The following is a 19,898-nucleotide window of genomic DNA, read 5'->3' on the forward strand; positions in this document are numbered from 1 at the left end:
TCAGACCTGCCCGGCGCAAATCCCTGTTGTTGATTCCCCGGATCAAAACCATCGCAAAATCGCGATATTAGCTTCGAAGCAGTTGAAATCACGCATATTCTCAACGAGCTGGAGAATAAACCAATATACGTTTGGCGAGCATCCAGCAAGCTGTACTGAACACTTTCCCCCATACCGATTTTGCATAGCCCATGCCGTTTTATCAGCAGAGCACCGGGTCACCGCTGTCTGGCAGGGCACACGACAGGCTAACGCAGGACGTATGAAGGAAGGGCCGAACAGTAGCGTGCCCGCTTCATCCGACAGGGTGAAACGGGCACGAGAAAGCAGGCTGTCAAAGGGAAGAGTCAGGCGCGGGGGAAATTATCGATCAGCTCGATAACGGTGGCAGGATCAACATCATCGTTGATGCAGGCCTGGCCAAGGGCGCTGAGCAGGACAAGCCGCAGGCGCTCATCCAGCATCTTCTTGTCGAGACGCATCAGCTCCAGAAATCGCGCGCTGTTCATTTCCCGGGGCGCATGCAACGGCAATCCTGCCTGCCCGATAACATCGCGCACCCGATGCAGCGCCTGTTCATCAAGATCACCGAAATGATGAGAGAGCGTGGCAGCCATGACCATGCCTGCCCCCACGGCTTCACCATGCAACCAGTTGCCATATCCCATGGCCGCCTCGATGGCATGACCAAAGGTATGGCCAAGATTGAGATGAGCGCGGATCCCCTGCTCGGTTTCGTCAAGGACTACCACTTCCGCCTTGATCTCGCAGCTACGCCGAATGGCATACGTCAACGCCTCATCATCCAGCGCACGCAGACCCGCCATGTTCGATTCCAGCCAGCCAAGGAAAGCCTCATCGCGGATCAGACCATACTTGATGACTTCGGCCAGACCGGCTGAAAGCTCCCGATCAGGCAGAGTCGCCAGTACCGAAGTATCGTTGATGACAACCTTTGGCTGCCAGAAGGCACCGATCATGTTCTTGCCGCGCGGATGGTTGACGCCGGTCTTGCCACCGACCGAAGAATCCACCTGGGACAGCAGCGTGGTCGGCACCTGAATGAAAGCAACCCCACGCTGATAACAGGCTGCTGCAAAGCCGGTCATGTCACCGATGACCCCCCCGCCCAGCGCAATCAGCGTACAGCGCCGGTTGAAACCGTGGGCCAACAGCGCATCCCAGATACGCTCTACCGATGCCAGTGTCTTGGTCGCCTCGCCATCCGGCAGGATAACTTCGGCGACAGTGTAATCGGTCAATCCCGCTTTCAGCCGTTCAAGATAGTGAGGTGCCACGGCTTCGTTGGTCACGATCATGACCTGACGACCAGCGATGTGCGGCGTCAACAGGTCGCTACGCGCCAGCAACCCCGGGCCGATGTGAATGGGATAATGACGCTCGGGCAGTTTGACACTCAGCGTTTGCATGCAAGCTTTCCTGTAGGAAACCGGGATAAGTCTTCAGGCGTCCTGTTCGAGCGGGTTCTGCAGACGCCTGACACGTCGCTTGATCTCACGTACCACGGCTCGGGGGCTGCGTCGATCGGTGGTCACCACCAGGTCCGCAGTGGAGAGATAGAGGGGCTCCCGCTCGGCCATCAGCTGACGCAATCGCTCACGCCGATCGGTTCCCTGCAGCAGGGGTCGATTACGATCGCGAGCCGTGCGCCTGATCTGCTGATCAAGTGTGGTCGACAAATATACCACCACGCCCCGCTCACGCAGATACTGTCGGCTGGTGGCATTGGTAACAGCACCGCCACCGGTCGCCAGTACGATCTCGTCGAGTGACGTCAGGCGATCAATCACATCGGCTTCCCGAATACGAAAGCCGCCCTCCCCCTCGACATCAAATATCCATGGAATCCCGCAGCCACAGCGGCTCTCGATCTCATGATCGCTGTCGTAAAACGGACGACGCAGTTCGGCCGCCAGCAGGCGGCCGATGGTACTTTTGCCGGTCCCCATCGGACCGATCAGAAAAATATTGGGCAGGGCCTGCATCAATTCACCGCCGGTGTATCCTCGATGATCTTCGGGGTAATAAACACCAGCAACTCTACCTTTTCATTGGAGCGTTCGGAATAGCGAAACAGTCGACCAATGCCGGGCAGGTCCCCCAGGAAGGGGGTTTTGGACAGATTATTGAGCTGCTCGGTCGAGAGGATACCGCCGAGCACCACGGTCTCGCCATTGCTGACCAGCACCCGGGTCTGGATCTGGTTGGTATCGATGGCCGGCTGTCCGCTGTACTGAGTATTGGAAACATCATCATTGTTGACGGTCAGATCCATGATGATGCGATCATCCGGCGTAATCTGTGGCGTCACCTCAAGGGACAGGACCGCCTCCTTGAACTCGATCGATGAGCCGGTCAGCGTATCGCCCTGATTCTCCTGGTAGGGGATCTCCTGCCCCTGCTTGATCAACGCGGTATGTCGATTGGCAGTAATCACCTTGGGCTGGGAGATGGTTTGACTCTTGCCCTCGGACTCCAACGCATTGAGTTCGAGCCCAAGTAGCACATCACCGGTCAGATAGCCGATCCCGAAATTCGTGGTGGGGGTGGCGTTATCGCCATAATCCACAGCCAGCCCCCCGTAGGCACGGCCGGTGCCGGTAGAGTTATCCACCACGCTGACACCATCTTCGCCGAGCTGATTACGGGAAGACACGCCCCAGCGTACGCCGATGCGGTTGGCCACCCGATCGCGGGCAATCACGATCCGTGCTTCGATCTGCACCTGGCGGACCGGCACATCAAGCTGATCGACCGTGTTTCTGATCTGTTCGATATTCTCACGCGTATCCTGCACCAGCAGGGTGTTGGTGCGCGGATCGACCGAAATGCGACCCCGTGACGAAAGCAGTCCCAGTCCATTATCACCGCGCAGCAGGGTGGCCATATCAGCCGCATCGGCATAGCGCATTTGCAGATACTGCGTGGTCAGAGCGGCGTTGTCGCTGACACTGCGATCGGCATCCGCCACTCGTTTGGCCATTTCGGCCAGATCGCCACCGGGGGCCACCAGCAGCACATTACCGCGCCGCTGACTGGCCAGACCATGGGTGCGCAGGATCAGATCAAGTGCCTGATCCCAGGGGACATCGCTGAGGTTGAGTGTTACCTCACCTGTCACACCATCGCTTACCACCAGATTGAGCCCGACCTCCTCGGCCAGAATCGAGAGGACAGCCCGCACTGCGATATGCTGAAAGTTCAGCGAGACACGCTTGCCTTCGAACGGAAAACGCTGATCGCGCTGTCGAGCGACCGATGAGTCGGGCGCCGAGACGGTAATGGCAATATCCTCCCCCTGCTGACTCGCCACCGCGGCCGCCCCTGGCGCGATAGCCAGAGTCAACCGGGTCCCCTCGGCCACACGCTCGGGGGTAACGCGTGAAACGGGCGTGGCAAAGTCACTGACATCCAGTATCTGACGCCAGGCCGGCGGTAGCATCACATCGGGCAACATGATCTCAACCCGATCATTATGCGTTTCGAGCCGTGGGGTCACATTGCCACGGTCAAGATGCACCCGCAGCTCGCCGGCGCCCTCCGGGAGCTTGCGAAAATCGAAACCGGTCACGGCCGGAGGGCCGACAGGGCCGGAAGATTGATCGGTGTCCGGCAGGCGACGGGGTAACTTGCCGCCGGCAGTCGTCGCCACTTCAGACGTATTGATCCGATCCAGAAATGATCGCTGTGAGGCAGTCGACATATCGCGCTCACCCAACAACAGACGAAGGCGATTGCCCTGCCGCTCAATCTGCCAATCGAGCGGCTGGTTCAGGGCCACGACCACTCGGAGTCGTTGCGCGTCATTCAGCGCGGTGATACTGCTCACTCCGCCACGCCCTACGCTGACCTGACGCTCACTCATGTGACTCACACTGTCCGGAAAATCCACAACCAGCCGGGCCGGGTTATCCGTCAGCCATGCCCGCTGCTCGGGTGGCGGCGCATCGAAGTCGAGAGCAACCAGCACCCTGCCATCGGGCAGCAACCGAGTGTCGATGCCGGTCAGCGCTGCTGCCTCGACACGTCCAGCCAGCAGGCTCAGCGCTACGAGCAGCAACAGCAGTATGGGGGAGCGTCCTGCATGCATGATAATCATCCTGTCGGGCTTCATGGCTGTCGCCCGGAAGCGGCTTGGGTCAGGGTCAGCTGATGCTGTTGGGTCGCGAATCCTCCCCGGCCATCGGGTAACAGCTCGACGAGGGTCAATCGCCCCTCCTCGATGGCGGTGACGCGACCGTCGTGCTCACCCAGATGCTCGCCGACACGCAGACGCACCACTTCGCCCTCGGGTGTCTGAATCAGCGCCAGGGTGCGGCTATTGATGGTGAGGGTACCGGCCAGACGCAACGACTCCAGCGCGAAGCGCTCCAGCGGGTCGCGAGGACGCTGCGGATCAGGATATGGGGTATCGTCGGAACCGCTCGAACGAGCCAGTTGCGCCCAGGGCGTAAAGGGATCACGACGACTGCCCGAATCGTAGGTGACAGGTCGATAAACCGGTTGTTCGGGCAGTGCTTCGACGTGCCCGGTCGGCCGCTCTCGCAATGCCTGAAGACGCGCGTCCAGAGCATCGATATCGGGACGCTGACACCCCGCGAGCAGCACCCCCAGCATCACGATGCCGGCCCAGATCCATCCAGTGCCGGTTTTCATGACGCCCCTTTTGCGTCGGCCTGGCGGGCAGGAGGCTCGGCATAACGGTAGGTTTTCGCCTGTACCGATAGTTGCAGTATGTCTGTGCCCCTGGCAGCTTCGGCCGGTTTAAGCGTGAAGTCATGCAGTGTAACGATACGGGACAGCCCCGCCACGCCCGCAACAAATGCCCCCAGATGGTGATAATCTCCGCGAACCTGAATGGCCAGTGGCTGCTCGATATAGAAATCATGCTGTACGACCGGCTCGAGTTTCAGCAGATCGATATCCAGTTGTTCGCGGCGAGCCAGTTCACTGATGCCATCGAGCAGTGATGGCACTTCGGCTTCGGTAGGCAGCATGGCTATCAATTGATTCATGCGCCGGTCCAGCGTCCCCATCTGTGCCTCGAGCAGCGGCAGGTTGGCTGCCTGCCACGCCCGCGTACCATATTCATCCAGTAGCGTTGTTTCTTCTGAACGAGCGCTGGCCAGCGCCTCCTGACGCGGTGCCACCAGATACCACTGAACGATGCCAATGCCGACGGCAATCATCAAAACGCAACACAGCAGCTGTAGCAGCTTCGGCCAGTTACCGGCCTCGGCCGGATCCAGAGCATGCCAGTCCACTTCGCGAAAGCGCCGCCATTCGGTATGCCAGTCGAACCGGCCTCGCAGGGCCCTGATATTCATGATGAGGCCCCACTGGCCTGCCGGGGCTGATCGCCCTCATCTTCTCCCCTGACAGGCAGGGTCAGATTGAAGCGACGCGTTTGTGGTGCGTCTTCATCGGCGCGTATATCACGCAGCTGCGGCTCTCCAAAGATGCGGTTACCCGCCAGACGGCGCATCTGATCGGATACCTGGCGATTGCTGCGCGCCACCCCGCTGATTTCCAGGCGCGCGTCCTGACGCACCACTCGATCGAAATACACGCCTTCCGCCAGAGCGTCGGTCAGAGCGTTATAGATCATTACCGTGCGCGGGCGACTGAACTCGAGTGTGCGTATCAGCGCAATCCGTTCCTGCAATTGTTCACGGCGCGCCTGAAGCGACTGTACCGAAGCAATATCCTCCTGCAGCTGTGTCATGCGGTTACGGATATGAGTCAGTCGCGTCTGTTCGTTATCCAGCTGATAGCCCACCAGCATGGCTCGCCCCCAACCAATACCGGCACCCAACAGACCACAGGCCAGAATGATGCTCAGGAACAGACGGTTACGACGCTCACGCTGACGCGCTCGCCAGGGCAGCAGATTGATACTGATCCCCAGCAGCTCACGGCCTCTCACATCCGGTCCATGTTGGCTCACAGTGCCACCCGCATGGCCAGGCCATAGGCAGTCAGCATGGCAGGCGCGTCACGAGTCAGTGCCACGCGGTCCATGCTGCGGTTGAGCGGCATACCGTCGAAGGGGTTGGCCCCCACCACTTCCAGGCGACTCTCGAAAGCCAGTTGCTCACGCAGGCCCGGCAAGAGACTGGATCCGCCTCCAAGCACAATCCGATCAATTTCCCGCGCACCGGCCGTGGTGTAATAGAGACGCAGCAGGCGCATGATCTGTTGCACCAGGCCATCACGAAACGGCTTGAGCAACTTCGCTTCGTAGTCGGGCAGGTCACCACGCTTCTTGGCCAGCCCTGCCTCTTCGAAGGTCAGGCTGTATTGCTGGCGAATCTCGTCGGTCAGTTGACGACCGCCGATCACGCTATCGCGTGAGTGCACGATGCGACCATCATGCACGATATGAAAGGCGGTCATGGTGGCGCCGATGTCGACCACGGCACAGCAGTTGCTGTCATCGGAACTCAGTTGCAGCATCAGCTGCCGGCAGGCACGCTCCATGGCGAAGGATTCGACATCCACAGCCATGGGTTTCAATCCGACCTGCTCCAGGGCATCGGTCAGCAGCTGTGTATCCGAGCGTCGACAGGCCACCAGCAATACATTCTCCTGGTCGTCGTGACGTGCACTGACGCCGAGCCGATGGAAGTCGAAGGCCACCTCGTTGAACGGAAAGGGAATGTGTTTGTCGGACTCCAGAGCGATTCGATTTTCGATATCTTCATCGCTCATGTCGCGTGGGAGCGAGAGCACCTTGGTGATGGCCGCACTGGTCGGGATGGCGACGGCCGCACGTCGGGTGCGGGGCTTCGCCTGCTCCATTGCCCGGCCAAGCGCCCTGACTACCGACTCCATGTCACGGATACGTCGCTCAATGACAGCGCCTTCTGCCAATGGCTGGACCGACCAGGAGTCGATGCGAAAATGACCGCCCTGATGAGTCAGCTCCAGGAGCTTGACCGTCGCCGACGTGATATCGACCCCCAGCAAACTACTTGTCGACATCTTCCATGTCCGCACACTCAACTCTCCTGTATGGCTCCGTTGCTTCACGGATCGCGTTTGCCGAATCGCGCTGTATACGACATGGCGATACTGGACACAGCCCCGGCTCAAAGGAAATACTCCTCCCTTTTATGCTGGTCCCCTCAGTGTCGGCTACTTATAATGCCCGACTCGTGAACGACCCCATCCAGCGCGGCAACAGCGCCCGCCCATTCGACGGATCGCGTGTTACATGACGTTCATCAAGCGCCTTGTGTTTCATATCTTCTGGTTTCTGGTGTCATTAACGGCAGGCATTGTCATGGCTGTAGCCGGCGCCGCCATCTACTTTGGTCCCGGCTTACCGGATGTTCATCAGCTGCAGCACTATCAGCTCTCCATGCCGCTTCGGGTCTACACGGCCGATCACAAGCTGATCGGCGAGTTCGGTGCCCAGCGCCGCAAGCTGGTCAAGGGGCAGGACATACCGCCACAGATGGCGCACGCCCTGATGGCGGCCGAAGATGCCAACTTCTACGATCATATCGGCGTATCGCCCAAGGGGCTGGCACGTGCGGCCCTGGAGCTGGCCTCCAGCGGCCATATCCAGTCCGGGGGCAGTACCATCACCATGCAGGTAGCGCGCAACTACCTGCTGACACTGGATCAGACCTTCACACGCAAGATCCGTGAAATCCTGCTGTCGTTGCAGATGGAACAGATCCTCGACAAGCAGCAGATCCTCGAGCTTTACGTCAACAAGATCTATCTCGGTCAGGGTGCCTACGGCATCGGTGCGGCAGCCGAAACCTATTTCGACAAACCGGTCGCGCAGCTCAGTCTGCCGCAGATGGCCACCATTGCCGGTCTGCCCAAGGCGCCCTCGAGTCTCAATCCGATCGCCAACCCCGAACGCTCACTGATTCGGCGCAACTGGGTCCTGCTGCGCATGCATCAGCTGGGCTATATCGATAATGAGACCTATCATCAGGCCGTTCAGGCACCGATCGGCGTTCAGCATCATCACAGCGCACCGGAGGTCCAGGCCCCCTGGGTGGCGGAAATGGCACGCCAGTTCGCCGTGGAAAGATTCGGTGACGATGCCTATACCGGCAACTATCGCGTCATCACGACCATTAACAGCAAGCTGCAGCAGGACGCCCGACAGGCACTGGTTCAGGGGCTGATCGAATACGACACCCGCCATGGCTGGCGAGGCGCCGAGAAACAGGATATTCCCCCGGGACTGGCTGAGGCTCAGGACAAGGCCAGTCACAAGGGGCTGGAGGAAGAACTCTCCGAGTCGCCGGAAGTGGCGCAAACTGCCCGCCAGGCTGCGGAGCGCAGCAAGGCCACTGTCAGCGGTATCGAAGGCGACGTCAGCAACTGGGTACAGGTGCTGGATCGCACCCCACAGCTTGGCCCCCTGCAGCCGGCCATCGTGGTCGATGCTCAGGGCAAGCAAATGCAGGTGCTGCTCAAGAACGATCAGGTAGTGACCATCGACTGGAACGGGCTGAAATGGGCCCGTGCCTGGAAGAGCCCCAAATGGCGTGGGCCGGCTCCCGATTCGGCTGGCGATATTGCCCAGCGCGGCGACATGGTACGCGTCATGAAGGAGAGTAACGGTGACTGGCGGCTGTCGCAGATTCCCGAGGCCGAAGGGGCCATCGTAGTGCTGGACCCACAGACCGGCGCGTTGCGGGCACTGCAGGGCGGCTTCAGCTTCCAGCGCAGCCAGTACAATCGAGCCACCCAGGCGCAGCGTCAGCCGGGTTCCAACTTCAAGCCGTTCATCTATCTGGCGGCACTGGAAAACGGCATGACACCGGCCACCATCATCAATGATGCACCGATCGTGCAGGAAGGCGTCGGCAATCAGGAAGACTGGCGCCCCGAGAACGCCGAGCGCAGCTTCGGCGGCCCTACCCGTCTTCGCGTGGGGCTCTATCGCTCGCTCAACCTGGTGACCATCCGTATTCTGCGTTCGGTCGGTCTGGACCATACTCTGGACTTTCTGCAGCGCATGGGCTTCGATCGGGATCGTTTGCCACATGGCCTGTCACTCGCGCTCGGCAGTGCCAACCTGACGCCGCTGGAGGTCGCCCGGGGCTACGCTGAAATTGCCAATGGCGGCTTCCGGGTCAAGCCCTGGTTCATTTCGGAAGTGCACAAGGGTGACAGCGACGACAACCTGCTCCATACCCCTAATCCGCCCGCGGCCTGCCGCAGCTGCGATCCGATGGATTCAACCGTGACCATTGATGGCAATACCTATCCGGTTGCCGAGCGCATTGCCAGTCCGGAATCGGTTTATCTGCTGCACAGCATCATGCGTGATGTCATCGAAAAGGGTACCGGCCATGCCGCCCGTGCCCTGCATCGCAGTGACATCGTCGGCAAGACCGGCACCACCAATGATCAGCGTGATGCCTGGTTCTCCGGCTTCAACGATTCTCTGGTCGCAACTGTCTGGGTCGGCAAGGATTCGAACAAGACCATTGCCGAGTATGGTTCCCAGGCAGCGCTACCGATCTGGATGAAGTTCATGGGCCCGGCGCTCAAGGGCACCCCCGAAGAGGAACCGCCACGCCCGGATGATATCGTCTCGGTACGCATCGATCCGGATACGGGTAAACGCTTGCACGATAGCGACAGTGGGGGCATCACCGAAATCTTCCGCAAGGACAATCTGCCGCCCTATCAGGAACGGTCGGTTCAGCCCGAGCTGGAAGACGAAAGTGGCTCTCAGGGCACCGGCAGCTATGATGCCATCTTCTGATCGCTGCTGATGATACCGATGCTCATGATACTGTCCACGCCCCGTCACCCTCGGGTGACGGGCTCACGACACCATTACGCGACATGAACGATTTTCTTCATCCCGGCAAGCGACTGCCACTGGTGGCCGCTTTGCTCTCAGCACTGTTGCTGGTTGTCTGGGGCTTCGGTCCAGGATCTCATCATGCCTACGCCGAATCCGGGGCCGAGTCCCTGTTTTATGCGCCACCCCCCGCCTCTGACCAGAACAATGGTTTCAGTGGTCATGCCGAACTCGGCTATACCGCGCTGAGTGGTAATACCAATACCGAAACCCTGCTGGCCAAGGGCAGACTCTCCTGGTATACCGAGCAATGGACACATACCTTCCGGATGGAAACCAAAAGCGTGAGGGACAGCGGCAATACGAGTGCCGAACAGTACCTGGTCGGCCAGCGTGAACGCTACAACCTGTCCGCATCGAACTATCTGTTTGAACTGGCCAGATGGGAGAAGGAGCGCTTTTCCGGCTATGACAATCAGTTCACGACCATTGTCGGCTATGGTCGCCAACTGCTCGATACCGAGCACCAGCAGTTCTCGATCGAAGGAGGCCCGGGCTATCGCTTCGATGACTTCGAAGGCGGTGGCAGCAAGCACAATGCGGTCGGCTACGGGGCCTTCGATTACGATTTCCAGCTGACCGATACGGCTACCTTTACCCAGCAGGCCTCGGTCGAGGCTGCTTCGGACAACATTACCGCTCGCTCCTATACCGCCATTTCCGTTGCACTCAATTCCAGCCTGTCACTGCGCGTTTCCCACGAACTCAAAAGCAACTCCAATCCGCCAGACGAAGCCGAGTCCCATACCGACCGCACCACCGCAGCGTCCATCGTTTACAACTTCTAAGCCGCAGTTGGTGGCTGCCCGATAGCCTGCAGCCTCTCCCTCCGGCAACGCGCAATGCTCATGTCGATGACGCTACCGGGCCGTTATCCCTTTGACCTGAGGGGAAACAGAGCATGACCTGCAGACCGTCCGGATGCCGCGCCTCGGCTCGGACGTGGCCCCCATGAAGTTTCATGATGGCGGCGACGATGGCCAGACCAAGACCATTGGAATCTCCTCCACTCTGACGTGAGGCATCGCCCCGATAGAAGCGATCAAACAGCCGCTCGACCTGGGCGGGTTGCAGTCGATGGAGACTGCGATTTTCAACAATCAGGCAACAGTAGCGACGCTCTTTTTCAATACGGATAATGATGTCGCTGGCCGGGCTACCATGGTGCACGGCATTGGCCACCAGATTACTCAGGGCTCGACGCAGCAGCATTGGATCGGCCCGGATATCTCCTTCGACCCTGACCTGAAAGCAGAGTGAGCGCTCTTCGGCGAGATTTTCAAAATACTCCACTACCCGTCTGACTTCTTCCTCGAGTGACAGGCAACGAATCTCGATCACTTCCCGGGCATCGTCAGCACGCGCCAGAAACAGAATGTTCTCGACCAGTCGTGAGATACGCTCAAGCTCGGCCAGATTCGTGACCAGCAGGCTCTGATACTCCTCGACCGACCGGGAGTGGCTCAGCGCCACCTGGTGATGTCCCATCAGCGCATTGACGGGTGTGCGTATCTCATGCGCCAGATCGGCAGAAAACTGGGTCAGGCGCTCATAGCCATCCTCCAGCCGATCCAGCATCCCATTCACCGATTGCGTCAGTCGATCCAGCTCGGCCGGCGTATGTTCAAGCCCCAACCGCTGGGTCAGGGTCGTGGGGCGGATGTCGGCAGCCTGCCGGGCGAGTCGTCTCAATGGGCGCAAGCCCCGCTGCAGCGCCATGTATCCGAACAGCGCCGTCGCCAGGAAGGCCGATAGCACTGCCTCCAGAATCCAGCGACGATAACTCGCCAGCAGGGCCATCTCCTTGTTGAGCAGGTGCCCGATGATCAGTTTGACCGGCTCCCCATCGATACTGACGCGAGCGGCCGCCACTCGCAGAGGCGTCCCATCCGCAGTTCGGCCGGTGCGCAGATCCGAACGGCTCGGTGTACGTCCCTCCGCAATGACATCCAGCTCGGGGATCGACGCCTGGCGCGGATTGATATCAATCAATGGCGCATGGCCGGGACGCTGCAAAAGAAACACATCCTGCTCGTCTCCCAGCATGTTCTGAAACAGCTGCGGCCGGGAACGCAGGTCTTCGAGCCCCAGATCGGTATGCAACAGATTGCGATAACGGATCATTCGGGTCAGCACTCCGTTATCGGCACGCATCAGAATATCGGCTTTCACCGAATGGTAGAGAAATAACCCGGTGGCCCCGACGACAATCAGTGCGATCAGGGCGAAGACCAGTGTCATGCGCAGAATCAGGGAACGTCGCACGTGCGAACCTCGCAGACATAACCGATACCTCGCACGGTATGGATCAGTCTTACCGGCCAGTCATGATCGATCTTGGCGCGCAACCGCTTGACCGCGACATCAACAACATTGGTATCGCTGTCAAAATTCATGTCCCATACCTCAGAGGCGATCAGTGCCCGCGAGAGCACTTCTCCCTCACGACGCAGGAACAGATGCAGCAGTGCGAATTCCTTGTTGGTCAGGGGGATATTGTGCTGCTGCCGGGTCACGCGGCGACGCAGGACATCCATCTCCAGATCGGCCAGATGAAAATGCTCGACTTCGCGTACCACCCCACGACGCAGGATGGTGCGAATACGCAGCAATAATTCGGTAAAGGAGAAGGGTTTGACCAGATAATCATCGGCCCCGAGTTCCAGACCCCGGATACGATCATCAAGCCGATCCCGGGCCGTCAGAAACAATACCGGGACATCCTGCTTGCCGCGCAACACTTCCAGAACCTGCCAGCCATCAATGCCCGGCAGCATGACGTCGAGCACGATCAGGTCGTAATGGTGCTCGAGTGCCATATGCAGGGCATCGACGCCGTTATCGGCTTGATCCACCACATAGCCGGATTCTCCCAGCCCCTTGCTCAGATAGGCACCGGTACTGGCGTCATCTTCGACGATCAGCAGTTTCATGATGACCTCCCCCACTCCTGAAGCTGCCATTGTAGCGACTCCCGAGCCACTGACGGATGACAATTCTGTCATCTGCAAGTCAGCTTCCCGTGCCTGCCGGCGAGCCACAATCGAAGGTGTCCACTCACCCAGGAGAGTTCCTTCATGGTCAATCGTCTTGCCAGTGCCACACTCGGCCTGCTGCTGCTCGGCGGTATCAGCCTGGCGCATGCCGATGCACAAAAGGTCGTCCATCCCATGCGTGGCACCATCAATCAGGTCAGTGCCAAGGCACTCGATATCACTACGGCGCGTGGTGACAAGCACCTGCATGTTCAGCTCACCGACCAGACGAAAGTGGCGGTAGTTACCAACGCTGATTTCAAGGACATCAAACCCGACAGCTATATCGGCTCTGCCGCTATTCCTCAGCCGGATGGCACGCTCAAGGCACTGGAAGTGCATGTCTTTGCGCCCAGCATGAAAGGCACCGGGGAAGGGCATTACGGCTGGGAGAACGCCGATGGATCGATGGGCACCATGACCAATGGTTCGGTCGGCAGCTTCGTCAAATCCAGTGGCCGCACCCTGGTGGTTGACTACAACGGCCAGCAGAAAAAGCTGACCGTTCCCGAGAATGTGCCCATTGTTTCACTGGCCCCGGGAAGCCACAGCGATCTGAAAGCTGGCGAGAAACTGGTGTTGTTCCCCACTGCTGACAGTCAGAACGATGATCTTGTGGCTGATCGCATTTCAGTCGGTCGCGATGGTGTCGCGCCGCCAATGTAATGCGCCCGTGACGGCACCCCGACAAACGGGGTGCCCGGGCTCCCGGAGACAATGACATGAACAATCCGATGTCATTCCCCGGCTATCGGCGGATTCATGCCGGGCCGGTACGCATGACCCATTGGCTCAATGCCGGCTGCATGCTGGGCATGTTCATGAGCGGCTGGGGTATTTACAACGCGTCGCCCCTGTTCGGTTTCACCTTTTCGCACAGCCTGACCCTGGGTGGCTGGCTGGGGGGGAATATCGCCTGGCATCTGGCGATCATGTGGGTGTTGGTCATCAACGGACTGGGTTACATCACCTGGGGGGTACTGAGCCGGCATTTTCGACATGATCTGCTGCCACTCTCACCGCGAGCGGTGATTACCGATCTGCGCGCGGCCCTGACCTTTCGACTGGCCCACCGTCTCGGTCACTACAACGCGGTGCAGAAGCTGCTCTACCTGGGGGTTATCGCACTGTGCGTACTGGTGGTGCTGTCAGGGCTGGCCATCTGGAAGCCGGTACAGTTCCACCCACTGACCGCCCTGCTGGGCGGTTTCGATACGGCGCGTTACGTGCACTTTTTTGCCATGGCCGGCATCGGCCTGTTCATTGCCATCCATCTGGTACTGGTGGCACTGGTCCCCCGCACCCTGTGGCCCATGATCAGCGGCCGCGCGCGCAGCCGTCAGCACGAGGATGATCACCATGAACCATCGTGATTCACGCCGCTCACCGCCATCGCTGGAACCGGCGCAGCAGCGACAGCTGGTCGATGTCCAACGGCGTCTGCTGCTGCGTGGTTCCCTGTCACTGGGCGCGCTGGCAATGCTTTCGGGCTGCAACCTGCAGGATGGCGATAGCGTCGATCGTGTGCTGTGGTCGATGTCTCGCTTCAATGATCGGGTTCAGGCGTGGTTGTTCAGCGGCCAGCGGCTGGCCCCGACCTTCGCTGCCAGCGAGCTCACCGAACCGTTTCCCTTCAATGCCTTTTACCCGCAGTACAACGTGCCGATCGTCGGGGCATCGGACTATCGACTCGAAGTCTCCGGCATGGTGCAGGAGCGCAGGCCCTGGACACTGGACGCCCTACGCGCCCTGCCCCAGCGCGCCCAGATTACCCGACACATCTGCATTGAAGGCTGGAGCGCCATCGGGCAGTGGCGGGGGGTGCCACTGGGCGACTTCCTGAAACGGATCGGTGCCGATACCAGCGCGCGCTACGTCGGCTTTCAGTGCGCCGATCGCTACTACACCAGTATCGACATGGCATCGGCACTTCATCCGCAAACCCTGCTGGCCCTTGAAACAGGGCGCAACCTCGAAGCCCTGCCGGATGAATATGGCTTTCCACTGCGATTGCGCATTCCTACCAAACTCGGTTTCAAGAGTGCCAAGCATGTCACGGCCATCACTGTGACCAATACCTATCCCGGCGGTTACTGGGAAGATCAGGGCTATAACTGGTTCAGCGGCGTCTGACGCCGCTTCCCTTTTGTCATTGTCAGAACATCTCAGCGCCGGATTTAAAATCCGGCATTCGGAGATTTTACGAGATCAATTCAACCAGTAATTGATTCGTAACAACATTCCTGATTTATCCCCGAACATGCACCCGTTACTCTTTATAAAACCTGGATAGCACTGAAAGAGATGGGAGTGATGGATTTCCTGAACATTCCGTTTCTGTCTGCATGCAGATATGTTTGAAAACTTCCCGACTCACTTTGGCGATCCATACCCCACCTGCCCTGAAGCCAAACCACCATGGATCATCGGTATATACAAAAAACCAGGAATGCCTTTTATTTGCCCTCCAATAATGCCGAAAAAAAACCCATATAAAGTGACCGCAATGTCATCTCACGCACCCGAAATTATCATCAAACCGGTCACTACCAAACCTTATAATGGGAAGCACAACAGCAGAAATAATGACCCTGCCAAAGATCAGTTTCCGTCAACATTTAAAAGGAGTCTTGAAATGACATTCCTGTCCTTGCGCGGTTTCGCCATTGCTACCTTGCTGAGTGCACTTACTCCCATTGCCGTACAGGCTTCGTCCGGTTATCCGGGCACTGGCGAGAGCGACGCCATGACAGAATTACGCGCTCGAATGATTGAGCCCATTCATGGCCAACCCATGCCTATCCCGATGCCCCGGGCATCAAGTGCCGAACTTGCCGAACCGGGACAAAGTGATGCACTGGCCACTACCCAGGCAGCACTGGATCAGCCGCTGGCACTACCCAATCAATCGCTTGCCATGACCAGCTGGCAGGGCACCCCCCAATTTGCCATTAGCGGCGGAGAGAGTGCGGCCATGAGACAGCAACGACTTGATCGTAGCCTCACACCCGAATTTCGCTATCGTCACTGAGGCGGTCCGGTCTCACCTGAAGAATAAAGCCCCTCGAGACGAGGGGCTTTCCGAGGTATCGATCGCGTCTCAGTGGTTTGTACCACCGTAGATGTCATCGACGCCTTGCAGGGGATAGTGCTCGGGATAGCCTCGGGTCGCCACGTTTGAGTCGATGGCCGCCTGTGCCACGGCACTGGACACCCGGCCCAGCAGGCGCGAGTCGACCGGGGTGGGGATAATATAACCTCGCCCGAACTCGAGACTGTCGAGCTCATAGGCTTCCAGCACCTCCCGGGTCACCGGCTCGCGGGCAATATTCCGGAGTGCGTGAACTGCCGCGATCTTCATCGCTTCGGTAATGTCGCTGGCGCGCACGTCCAGCGCACCCCGGAAGATGAACGGAAAACCGAGCACATTGTTGACCTGATTGGGGTAATCCGAACGCCCGGTCGCCATGATGACGTCATCACGTGCCGCGTGCGCCTCATCGGGGTGAATTTCGGGATCGGGATTGGAACAGGCAAACACGATCGGGTTGGCGCCCATGCGCTTGAGCTGTTCGGTGCTCAACAGATTCGGCCCGGACAGACCAATGAAAACATCGGCGCCTTCAATGGCGTCATCGAGCGTACGATGCTCGGTTTCGGTGGCAAACTGCGCCTTGTACGGATTGAGATCGCTGCGCCCGGAATGAATCACGCCCTTGCTGTCGAGCATATCGATCTGCTCGTTGCGCGCGCCCATTTCAATCAGCAGCTTCATGCAGGCGATCGCGGCAGAACCGGCCCCCAGGCAAACAATATGCGCTGATTCAAGTGACTTGCCCGCGATTTCCAGCGCATTGAGCAACCCGGCGGCGGTAACAATCGCCGTACCATGCTGATCATCATGAAATACAGGAATACTGCAGCGCTGCTTGAGGGCATTCTCGATCTCGAAGCACTCCGGCGCCTTGATATCCTCGAGATTGATGCCCCCCCAGCTGTCGGCGATATGCGTAACGGTATCGATAAAGGCCTGCGGCTCGGCCACATCAACTTCGATATCGACGGCATTGATCCCGGCAAATCGTTTGAACAGTACGCCCTTGCCTTCCATAACGGGCTTGCTGGCCAGCGCCCCCAGATTACCCAGCCCCAGAATGGCGCTGCCATTGGAGATGACAGCCACCAGATTGCCCTTGCCGGTATAGCGGTAGGCATTTTCGGGATCGCGGGCAATTTCCCGTACCGGTTCGGCCACACCGGGACTATAGGCAAGAGCCAGATGCTTCTGGCTGTGCGTCGGCTTGGTCAGTTCGACCGAGAGTTTTCCGGGAATAGGCCTGGCGTGATAATCCAGCGCTTCCTGCCTGCGTGAATCTGACATGGGTATCAGGCACTCCTGATCAGAGATAATCCGATCAGCCTATAGAAAACCCACCCCTCCCACAACAATCGCAAGTACCTGTCATGAAAGGGTTTCATTTAAACCTTTACAGATATTCGGCGAACCTTATGGCTAACCTTTTCACCATAAATCAGGGCTTATTGACCTGCCATTTTCTTTTTTCCAACGTCCTGAAGACCAGGTCGAATCAACGCAGTTGTCCCTGATTCATCAGCCCATTGACATCACGAGCTTGCCAGTCGCTGCCCCGACGCCGAAGATGGGCACCCAATGGCGTCACCGCCTTGCCTCTTTTCATCCCTTGCGGCAGCTGCAGGAGAATTGCCTTGCCTCTTGACCGTGCCCCATCGGATAGCTCGACGACCCATCCGGCCATTCTGGTCGTGGCTGTCCCGACCCCGCTACGGCGCTGCTTCGATTACCTGCCCGGCCACGAGCGTCCCGAAAACGGCTGGTGCAGTGGCGTGCGCGTCCGGGTATCACTGGGGCGCCGTCAGGTCGTGGGCGTAGTGGTCGATTTTCGCATGGACAGCGACGTTGAGCGCCATCGCCTCAAACCCATCGAGGCCCTGCTCGATCAGACGCCGTTACCGGCAGACTGGCTCTGGTTGTGCCGATTTACTGCCCGCTATTACCAGCATTCGCTGGGCGATACGCTGGCCAATGCCATGCCGGTACTGCTGCGCCAGGGACGTCCGCTCGAAGCACGCACCCGCACCCGCTGGTTCGTCACCGAGCGGGGACACACGACCCCCCCCGAACAACTCGGCCGCGCTCGCCGCCAGGCGGAACTGCTCGCTGTGCTCCAGCAGCATCGGCAGGGGCTGGTTGCCTCGGCCATCACCGCCCAGGGGTTCGATCAGGCTCAGCTGCGCGGTCTGCGCGAGAAAGGGTTGATCGATGGCAAAAGCGAGTGGCTGGCCGCTCCCGACAGCCGCCATGGTCCTGTGCTGGCCGAGCCGGCACTGACCCTTAACCGGGAGCAGAGCGATGCCCTGTCCGCCCTGCATGAGGGTCTGGATCGTTTTCATCCGGTGCTGCTACACGGCGTAACGGGTAGCGGCAAGACCGAAGTCTATCTGCAGCTGATCGAAGCCGTGCTTGAGCGGGGCCGTCAGGCCCTGATTCTGGTCCCGGAGATCGCCCTGACACCTCAGACACTGGAACGCTTTCGCCGTCGCTTCAGCGTCGCCGTGGTCACCCTCCACTCCGGCCTCAATGACAGCGAGCGGCTGGACGCCTGGGAGGCTGCCCGCGCCGGCCGGGCACGCATCATCATCGGCACCCGTTCTGCCATTTTCACACCGCTGGCAACGCCCGGGGTCATCATCATCGACGAGGAGCACGACAACTCATTCAAGCAGCATGAAGGGTTGCGCTATCACGCTCGCGACCTGGCTGTGGTTCGCGCCCAGCATCATGGTATTCCGATCGTCATGGGGACCGCCACGCCGGCGCTGGAAACCCTGCATCATGCCCAGCGCGGTGACTATCGCCATCTGCGTCTGACCCGGCGCGCCGGCAATGCCCAGCCCGCCATGATGCAGCTCGTCGATCTGCGCGGACGCCCATTGCGAGGAGGACTTGGCCCGCAGGCCATCAAGGCGATCGGCGAACAGCTCGATGCCGGACGACAGGTGCTGGTCTTCATCAACCGCCGAGGCTTTGCCCCCACACTGAGCTGTCATGAGTGCGGCTGGATCAGTGAATGCCGCCACTGCGATGCTCGCCTGACGCTGCATCGCCAGCCGCATCAACTGATCTGCCACCATTGCGACAGCCGGATGGCTGTTCCGGACGCCTGCCCGAGCTGTGGCAGTGCCGATCTGCGCCCACAGGGCGCTGGCACCGAGCGCACCGAGGAAACGCTGGCCGAGGCTTTCCCCGACACCCCGGTATTGCGCGTCGATCGCGATACCACTCGTCGTCGCGATGCACTTGAGCAGACACTGGCTCGGGTCCGCCGTGGCGAGTCCTGTCTGCTGGTAGGTACTCAAATGCTGGCCAAGGGACATCACTTCCCGCACGTGACCCTGGTGGTCGTGGTCAACGCCGATGGTGGGCTCTACAGCGCCGATTTCCGTGCCATGGAGCACAGCGCAGCCCTGCTGACCCAGGTGGCCGGCCGAGCCGGGCGTGCCAGTCACCCGGGTCGGGTACTGATTCAGACACATCATCCGGATGACCCGGGGCTGCAGCTGCTGATCGAACAGGGATTCGATGCTCTGGCAACTCAACTGCTTGAAGAGCGCCGCATCGCTCGACTGCCACCCTATCGTTACATGGTCCTGATTCGGGCCGAGGGGCAGAATGCCGAGACACTGCAAAGCGTACTGAGTGAAGGGACCGAGGCACTGCGAGGCTGGTTGCAGGAGCAATCAATGACAGTCGAGTGCCTGGGCCCGGTACCGGCACCAATGGAACGTCGTCAGACGCGCTGGCATGCCCAGGTCATGCTGACCGCCGAGCGCCGCAGCGCGCTGCACCGTGCTACAGCCTGGCTCGATGAGTGGCTGAGCCGCCACCCCGACAGCCGCCGGCTGCGTTACTCGATCGATGTCGATCCTCAGGAAATGGCCTGACGACCGGGCGC

The 19,898-nt window shown here is 59.5% G+C and carries 17 protein-coding genes; 7 read left to right on the forward strand and 10 right to left on the reverse strand.

The genetic code is table 11. The features are described 5' to 3' along the window. Nucleotides 1-347: 347 nt before the first annotated feature. Genes aroB through pilM form a run of 7 tightly spaced genes read right to left on the reverse strand, consistent with a single transcriptional unit; the run spans nt 348 to nt 7,005 of the window. Nucleotides 348-1,430: a 3-dehydroquinate synthase gene (aroB, locus tag FY550_RS12800; protein ID WP_070978531.1), complete on the reverse strand. Its 1,083-nt coding sequence runs from the start codon at nt 1,428-1,430 to the stop codon at nt 348-350. 33 nt (nt 1,431-1,463) lie between these two features. After that, complete coding sequence (gene aroK, locus FY550_RS12805; RefSeq protein ID WP_070978528.1) at nt 1,464-2,006, reverse strand: shikimate kinase AroK; 543 nt, start codon at nt 2,004-2,006, stop codon at nt 1,464-1,466. Then, the gene (pilQ, locus tag FY550_RS12810) at nt 2,006-4,111 is read right to left on the reverse strand and encodes a type IV pilus secretin family protein (protein WP_149054573.1); all 2,106 of its coding nucleotides are present in this window, start codon (nt 4,109-4,111) and stop codon (nt 2,006-2,008) included. Before pilQ ends, aroK begins: the two co-directional genes overlap by 1 nt. A 20-nt stretch (nt 4,112-4,131) precedes the next feature. Next, nucleotides 4,132-4,677 (reverse strand): pilus assembly protein PilP, encoded by a 546-nt coding sequence (locus FY550_RS12815; protein ID WP_070978524.1) that lies wholly within the window; start codon nt 4,675-4,677, stop codon nt 4,132-4,134. Beyond that, nucleotides 4,674-5,348: a type IV pilus inner membrane component PilO gene (locus FY550_RS12820; protein WP_149054574.1), complete on the reverse strand. Its 675-nt coding sequence runs from the start codon at nt 5,346-5,348 to the stop codon at nt 4,674-4,676. Before FY550_RS12820 ends, FY550_RS12815 begins: the two co-directional genes overlap by 4 nt. Then, entirely contained in the window at nt 5,345-5,947 is a 603-nt protein-coding gene (locus tag FY550_RS12825) for a PilN domain-containing protein (RefSeq protein ID WP_139148697.1), read from the reverse strand. Before FY550_RS12825 ends, FY550_RS12820 begins: the two co-directional genes overlap by 4 nt. A gap of 17 nt (nt 5,948-5,964) precedes the next feature. Beyond that, a complete protein-coding gene (pilM, locus tag FY550_RS12830) occupies nt 5,965-7,005 on the reverse strand; it encodes a type IV pilus assembly protein PilM (RefSeq protein WP_070978522.1) in 1,041 nt (346 codons plus the stop codon). A 232-nt stretch (nt 7,006-7,237) separates the two neighbouring features. Here pilM and FY550_RS12835 point away from each other — a divergent pair, with 232 nt between their 5' ends. Both FY550_RS12835 and FY550_RS12840 read left to right on the forward strand, forming a co-directional pair. Further along, on the forward strand, nt 7,238-9,766 hold the full coding sequence (locus tag FY550_RS12835) for a penicillin-binding protein 1A (RefSeq protein WP_070978520.1): 2,529 nt from the start codon (nt 7,238-7,240) through the stop codon (nt 9,764-9,766). 83 nt (nt 9,767-9,849) lie between these two features. After that, a complete protein-coding gene (locus tag FY550_RS12840) occupies nt 9,850-10,656 on the forward strand; it encodes a DUF481 domain-containing protein (RefSeq protein WP_084388104.1) in 807 nt (268 codons plus the stop codon). Nucleotides 10,657-10,714: 58 nt separating this feature from the next. On the opposite strand, the gene FY550_RS12845 is transcribed toward FY550_RS12840, so the two are convergent. Both FY550_RS12845 and FY550_RS12850 read right to left on the reverse strand, forming a co-directional pair. Continuing rightward, a complete protein-coding gene (locus tag FY550_RS12845; protein ID WP_070978518.1) occupies nt 10,715-12,133 on the reverse strand; it encodes a heavy metal sensor histidine kinase in 1,419 nt (472 codons plus the stop codon). Further along, nucleotides 12,118-12,801, reverse strand: coding sequence for a heavy metal response regulator transcription factor (locus FY550_RS12850; protein WP_070978815.1), 684 nt, complete (start codon nt 12,799-12,801; stop codon nt 12,118-12,120). The genes FY550_RS12845 and FY550_RS12850 overlap by 16 nt, the downstream gene beginning before the upstream one ends. A gap of 144 nt (nt 12,802-12,945) precedes the next feature. Between FY550_RS12850 and FY550_RS12855 the strand changes: the two genes are divergently transcribed. From FY550_RS12855 to FY550_RS12870, 4 genes are all read left to right on the forward strand, one after another. Then, on the forward strand, nt 12,946-13,569 hold the full coding sequence (locus tag FY550_RS12855) for a hypothetical protein (protein WP_149054575.1): 624 nt from the start codon (nt 12,946-12,948) through the stop codon (nt 13,567-13,569). Nucleotides 13,570-13,625: 56 nt separating this feature from the next. Further along, the gene (locus tag FY550_RS12860; protein ID WP_139148696.1) at nt 13,626-14,276 is read left to right on the forward strand and encodes a cytochrome b/b6 domain-containing protein; all 651 of its coding nucleotides are present in this window, start codon (nt 13,626-13,628) and stop codon (nt 14,274-14,276) included. Beyond that, nucleotides 14,263-15,036: a molybdopterin-dependent oxidoreductase gene (locus FY550_RS12865; RefSeq protein WP_149054576.1), complete on the forward strand. Its 774-nt coding sequence runs from the start codon at nt 14,263-14,265 to the stop codon at nt 15,034-15,036. Before FY550_RS12860 ends, FY550_RS12865 begins: the two co-directional genes overlap by 14 nt. Before the next feature lie 502 nt (nt 15,037-15,538). After that, nucleotides 15,539-15,934 (forward strand): hypothetical protein, encoded by a 396-nt coding sequence (locus tag FY550_RS12870; RefSeq protein WP_070978512.1) that lies wholly within the window; start codon nt 15,539-15,541, stop codon nt 15,932-15,934. Nucleotides 15,935-16,003: 69 nt separating this feature from the next. Here FY550_RS12870 and FY550_RS12875 read toward each other — a convergent pair whose 3' ends face one another. Next, nucleotides 16,004-17,284 (reverse strand): malic enzyme-like NAD(P)-binding protein, encoded by a 1,281-nt coding sequence (locus tag FY550_RS12875; protein ID WP_070978510.1) that lies wholly within the window; start codon nt 17,282-17,284, stop codon nt 16,004-16,006. Nucleotides 17,285-17,631: 347 nt separating this feature from the next. Here FY550_RS12875 and FY550_RS12880 point away from each other — a divergent pair, with 347 nt between their 5' ends. After that, entirely contained in the window at nt 17,632-19,887 is a 2,256-nt protein-coding gene (locus FY550_RS12880; RefSeq protein WP_233350211.1) for a primosomal protein N', read from the forward strand. The last annotated feature ends 11 nt before the right edge of the window (nt 19,888-19,898 follow it).

This window comes from Kushneria phosphatilytica, assembly GCF_008247605.1.
In the GTDB taxonomy this organism is placed as follows: Bacteria; Pseudomonadota; Gammaproteobacteria; order Pseudomonadales; family Halomonadaceae; genus Kushneria; species Kushneria phosphatilytica.

What these genes read in the sequence shown, in the direction of transcription:
- FY550_RS12835 (WP_070978520.1), top strand. Translation starts at nt 7,238, where the DNA reads ATGACGTTCATCAAGCGCCTTGTGTTTCATATCTTCTGGTTTCTGGTG.
- pilQ (WP_149054573.1), bottom strand. Translation starts at nt 4,111, where the DNA reads ATGCATGCAGGACGCTCCCCCATACTGCTGTTGCTGCTCGTAGCGCTG.
- FY550_RS12820 (WP_149054574.1), bottom strand. Translation starts at nt 5,348, where the DNA reads ATGAATATCAGGGCCCTGCGAGGCCGGTTCGACTGGCATACCGAATGG.
- FY550_RS12870 (WP_070978512.1), top strand. Translation starts at nt 15,539, where the DNA reads ATGACATTCCTGTCCTTGCGCGGTTTCGCCATTGCTACCTTGCTGAGT.
- FY550_RS12815 (WP_070978524.1), bottom strand. Translation starts at nt 4,677, where the DNA reads ATGAAAACCGGCACTGGATGGATCTGGGCCGGCATCGTGATGCTGGGG.
- FY550_RS12840 (WP_084388104.1), top strand. Translation starts at nt 9,850, where the DNA reads ATGAACGATTTTCTTCATCCCGGCAAGCGACTGCCACTGGTGGCCGCT.
- FY550_RS12865 (WP_149054576.1), top strand. Translation starts at nt 14,263, where the DNA reads ATGAACCATCGTGATTCACGCCGCTCACCGCCATCGCTGGAACCGGCG.
- pilM (WP_070978522.1), bottom strand. Translation starts at nt 7,005, where the DNA reads ATGTCGACAAGTAGTTTGCTGGGGGTCGATATCACGTCGGCGACGGTC.
- FY550_RS12860 (WP_139148696.1), top strand. Translation starts at nt 13,626, where the DNA reads ATGAACAATCCGATGTCATTCCCCGGCTATCGGCGGATTCATGCCGGG.
- FY550_RS12855 (WP_149054575.1), top strand. Translation starts at nt 12,946, where the DNA reads ATGGTCAATCGTCTTGCCAGTGCCACACTCGGCCTGCTGCTGCTCGGC.
- aroB (WP_070978531.1), bottom strand. Translation starts at nt 1,430, where the DNA reads ATGCAAACGCTGAGTGTCAAACTGCCCGAGCGTCATTATCCCATTCAC.
- aroK (WP_070978528.1), bottom strand. Translation starts at nt 2,006, where the DNA reads ATGCAGGCCCTGCCCAATATTTTTCTGATCGGTCCGATGGGGACCGGC.
- FY550_RS12875 (WP_070978510.1), bottom strand. Translation starts at nt 17,284, where the DNA reads ATGTCAGATTCACGCAGGCAGGAAGCGCTGGATTATCACGCCAGGCCT.
- FY550_RS12850 (WP_070978815.1), bottom strand. Translation starts at nt 12,801, where the DNA reads ATGAAACTGCTGATCGTCGAAGATGACGCCAGTACCGGTGCCTATCTG.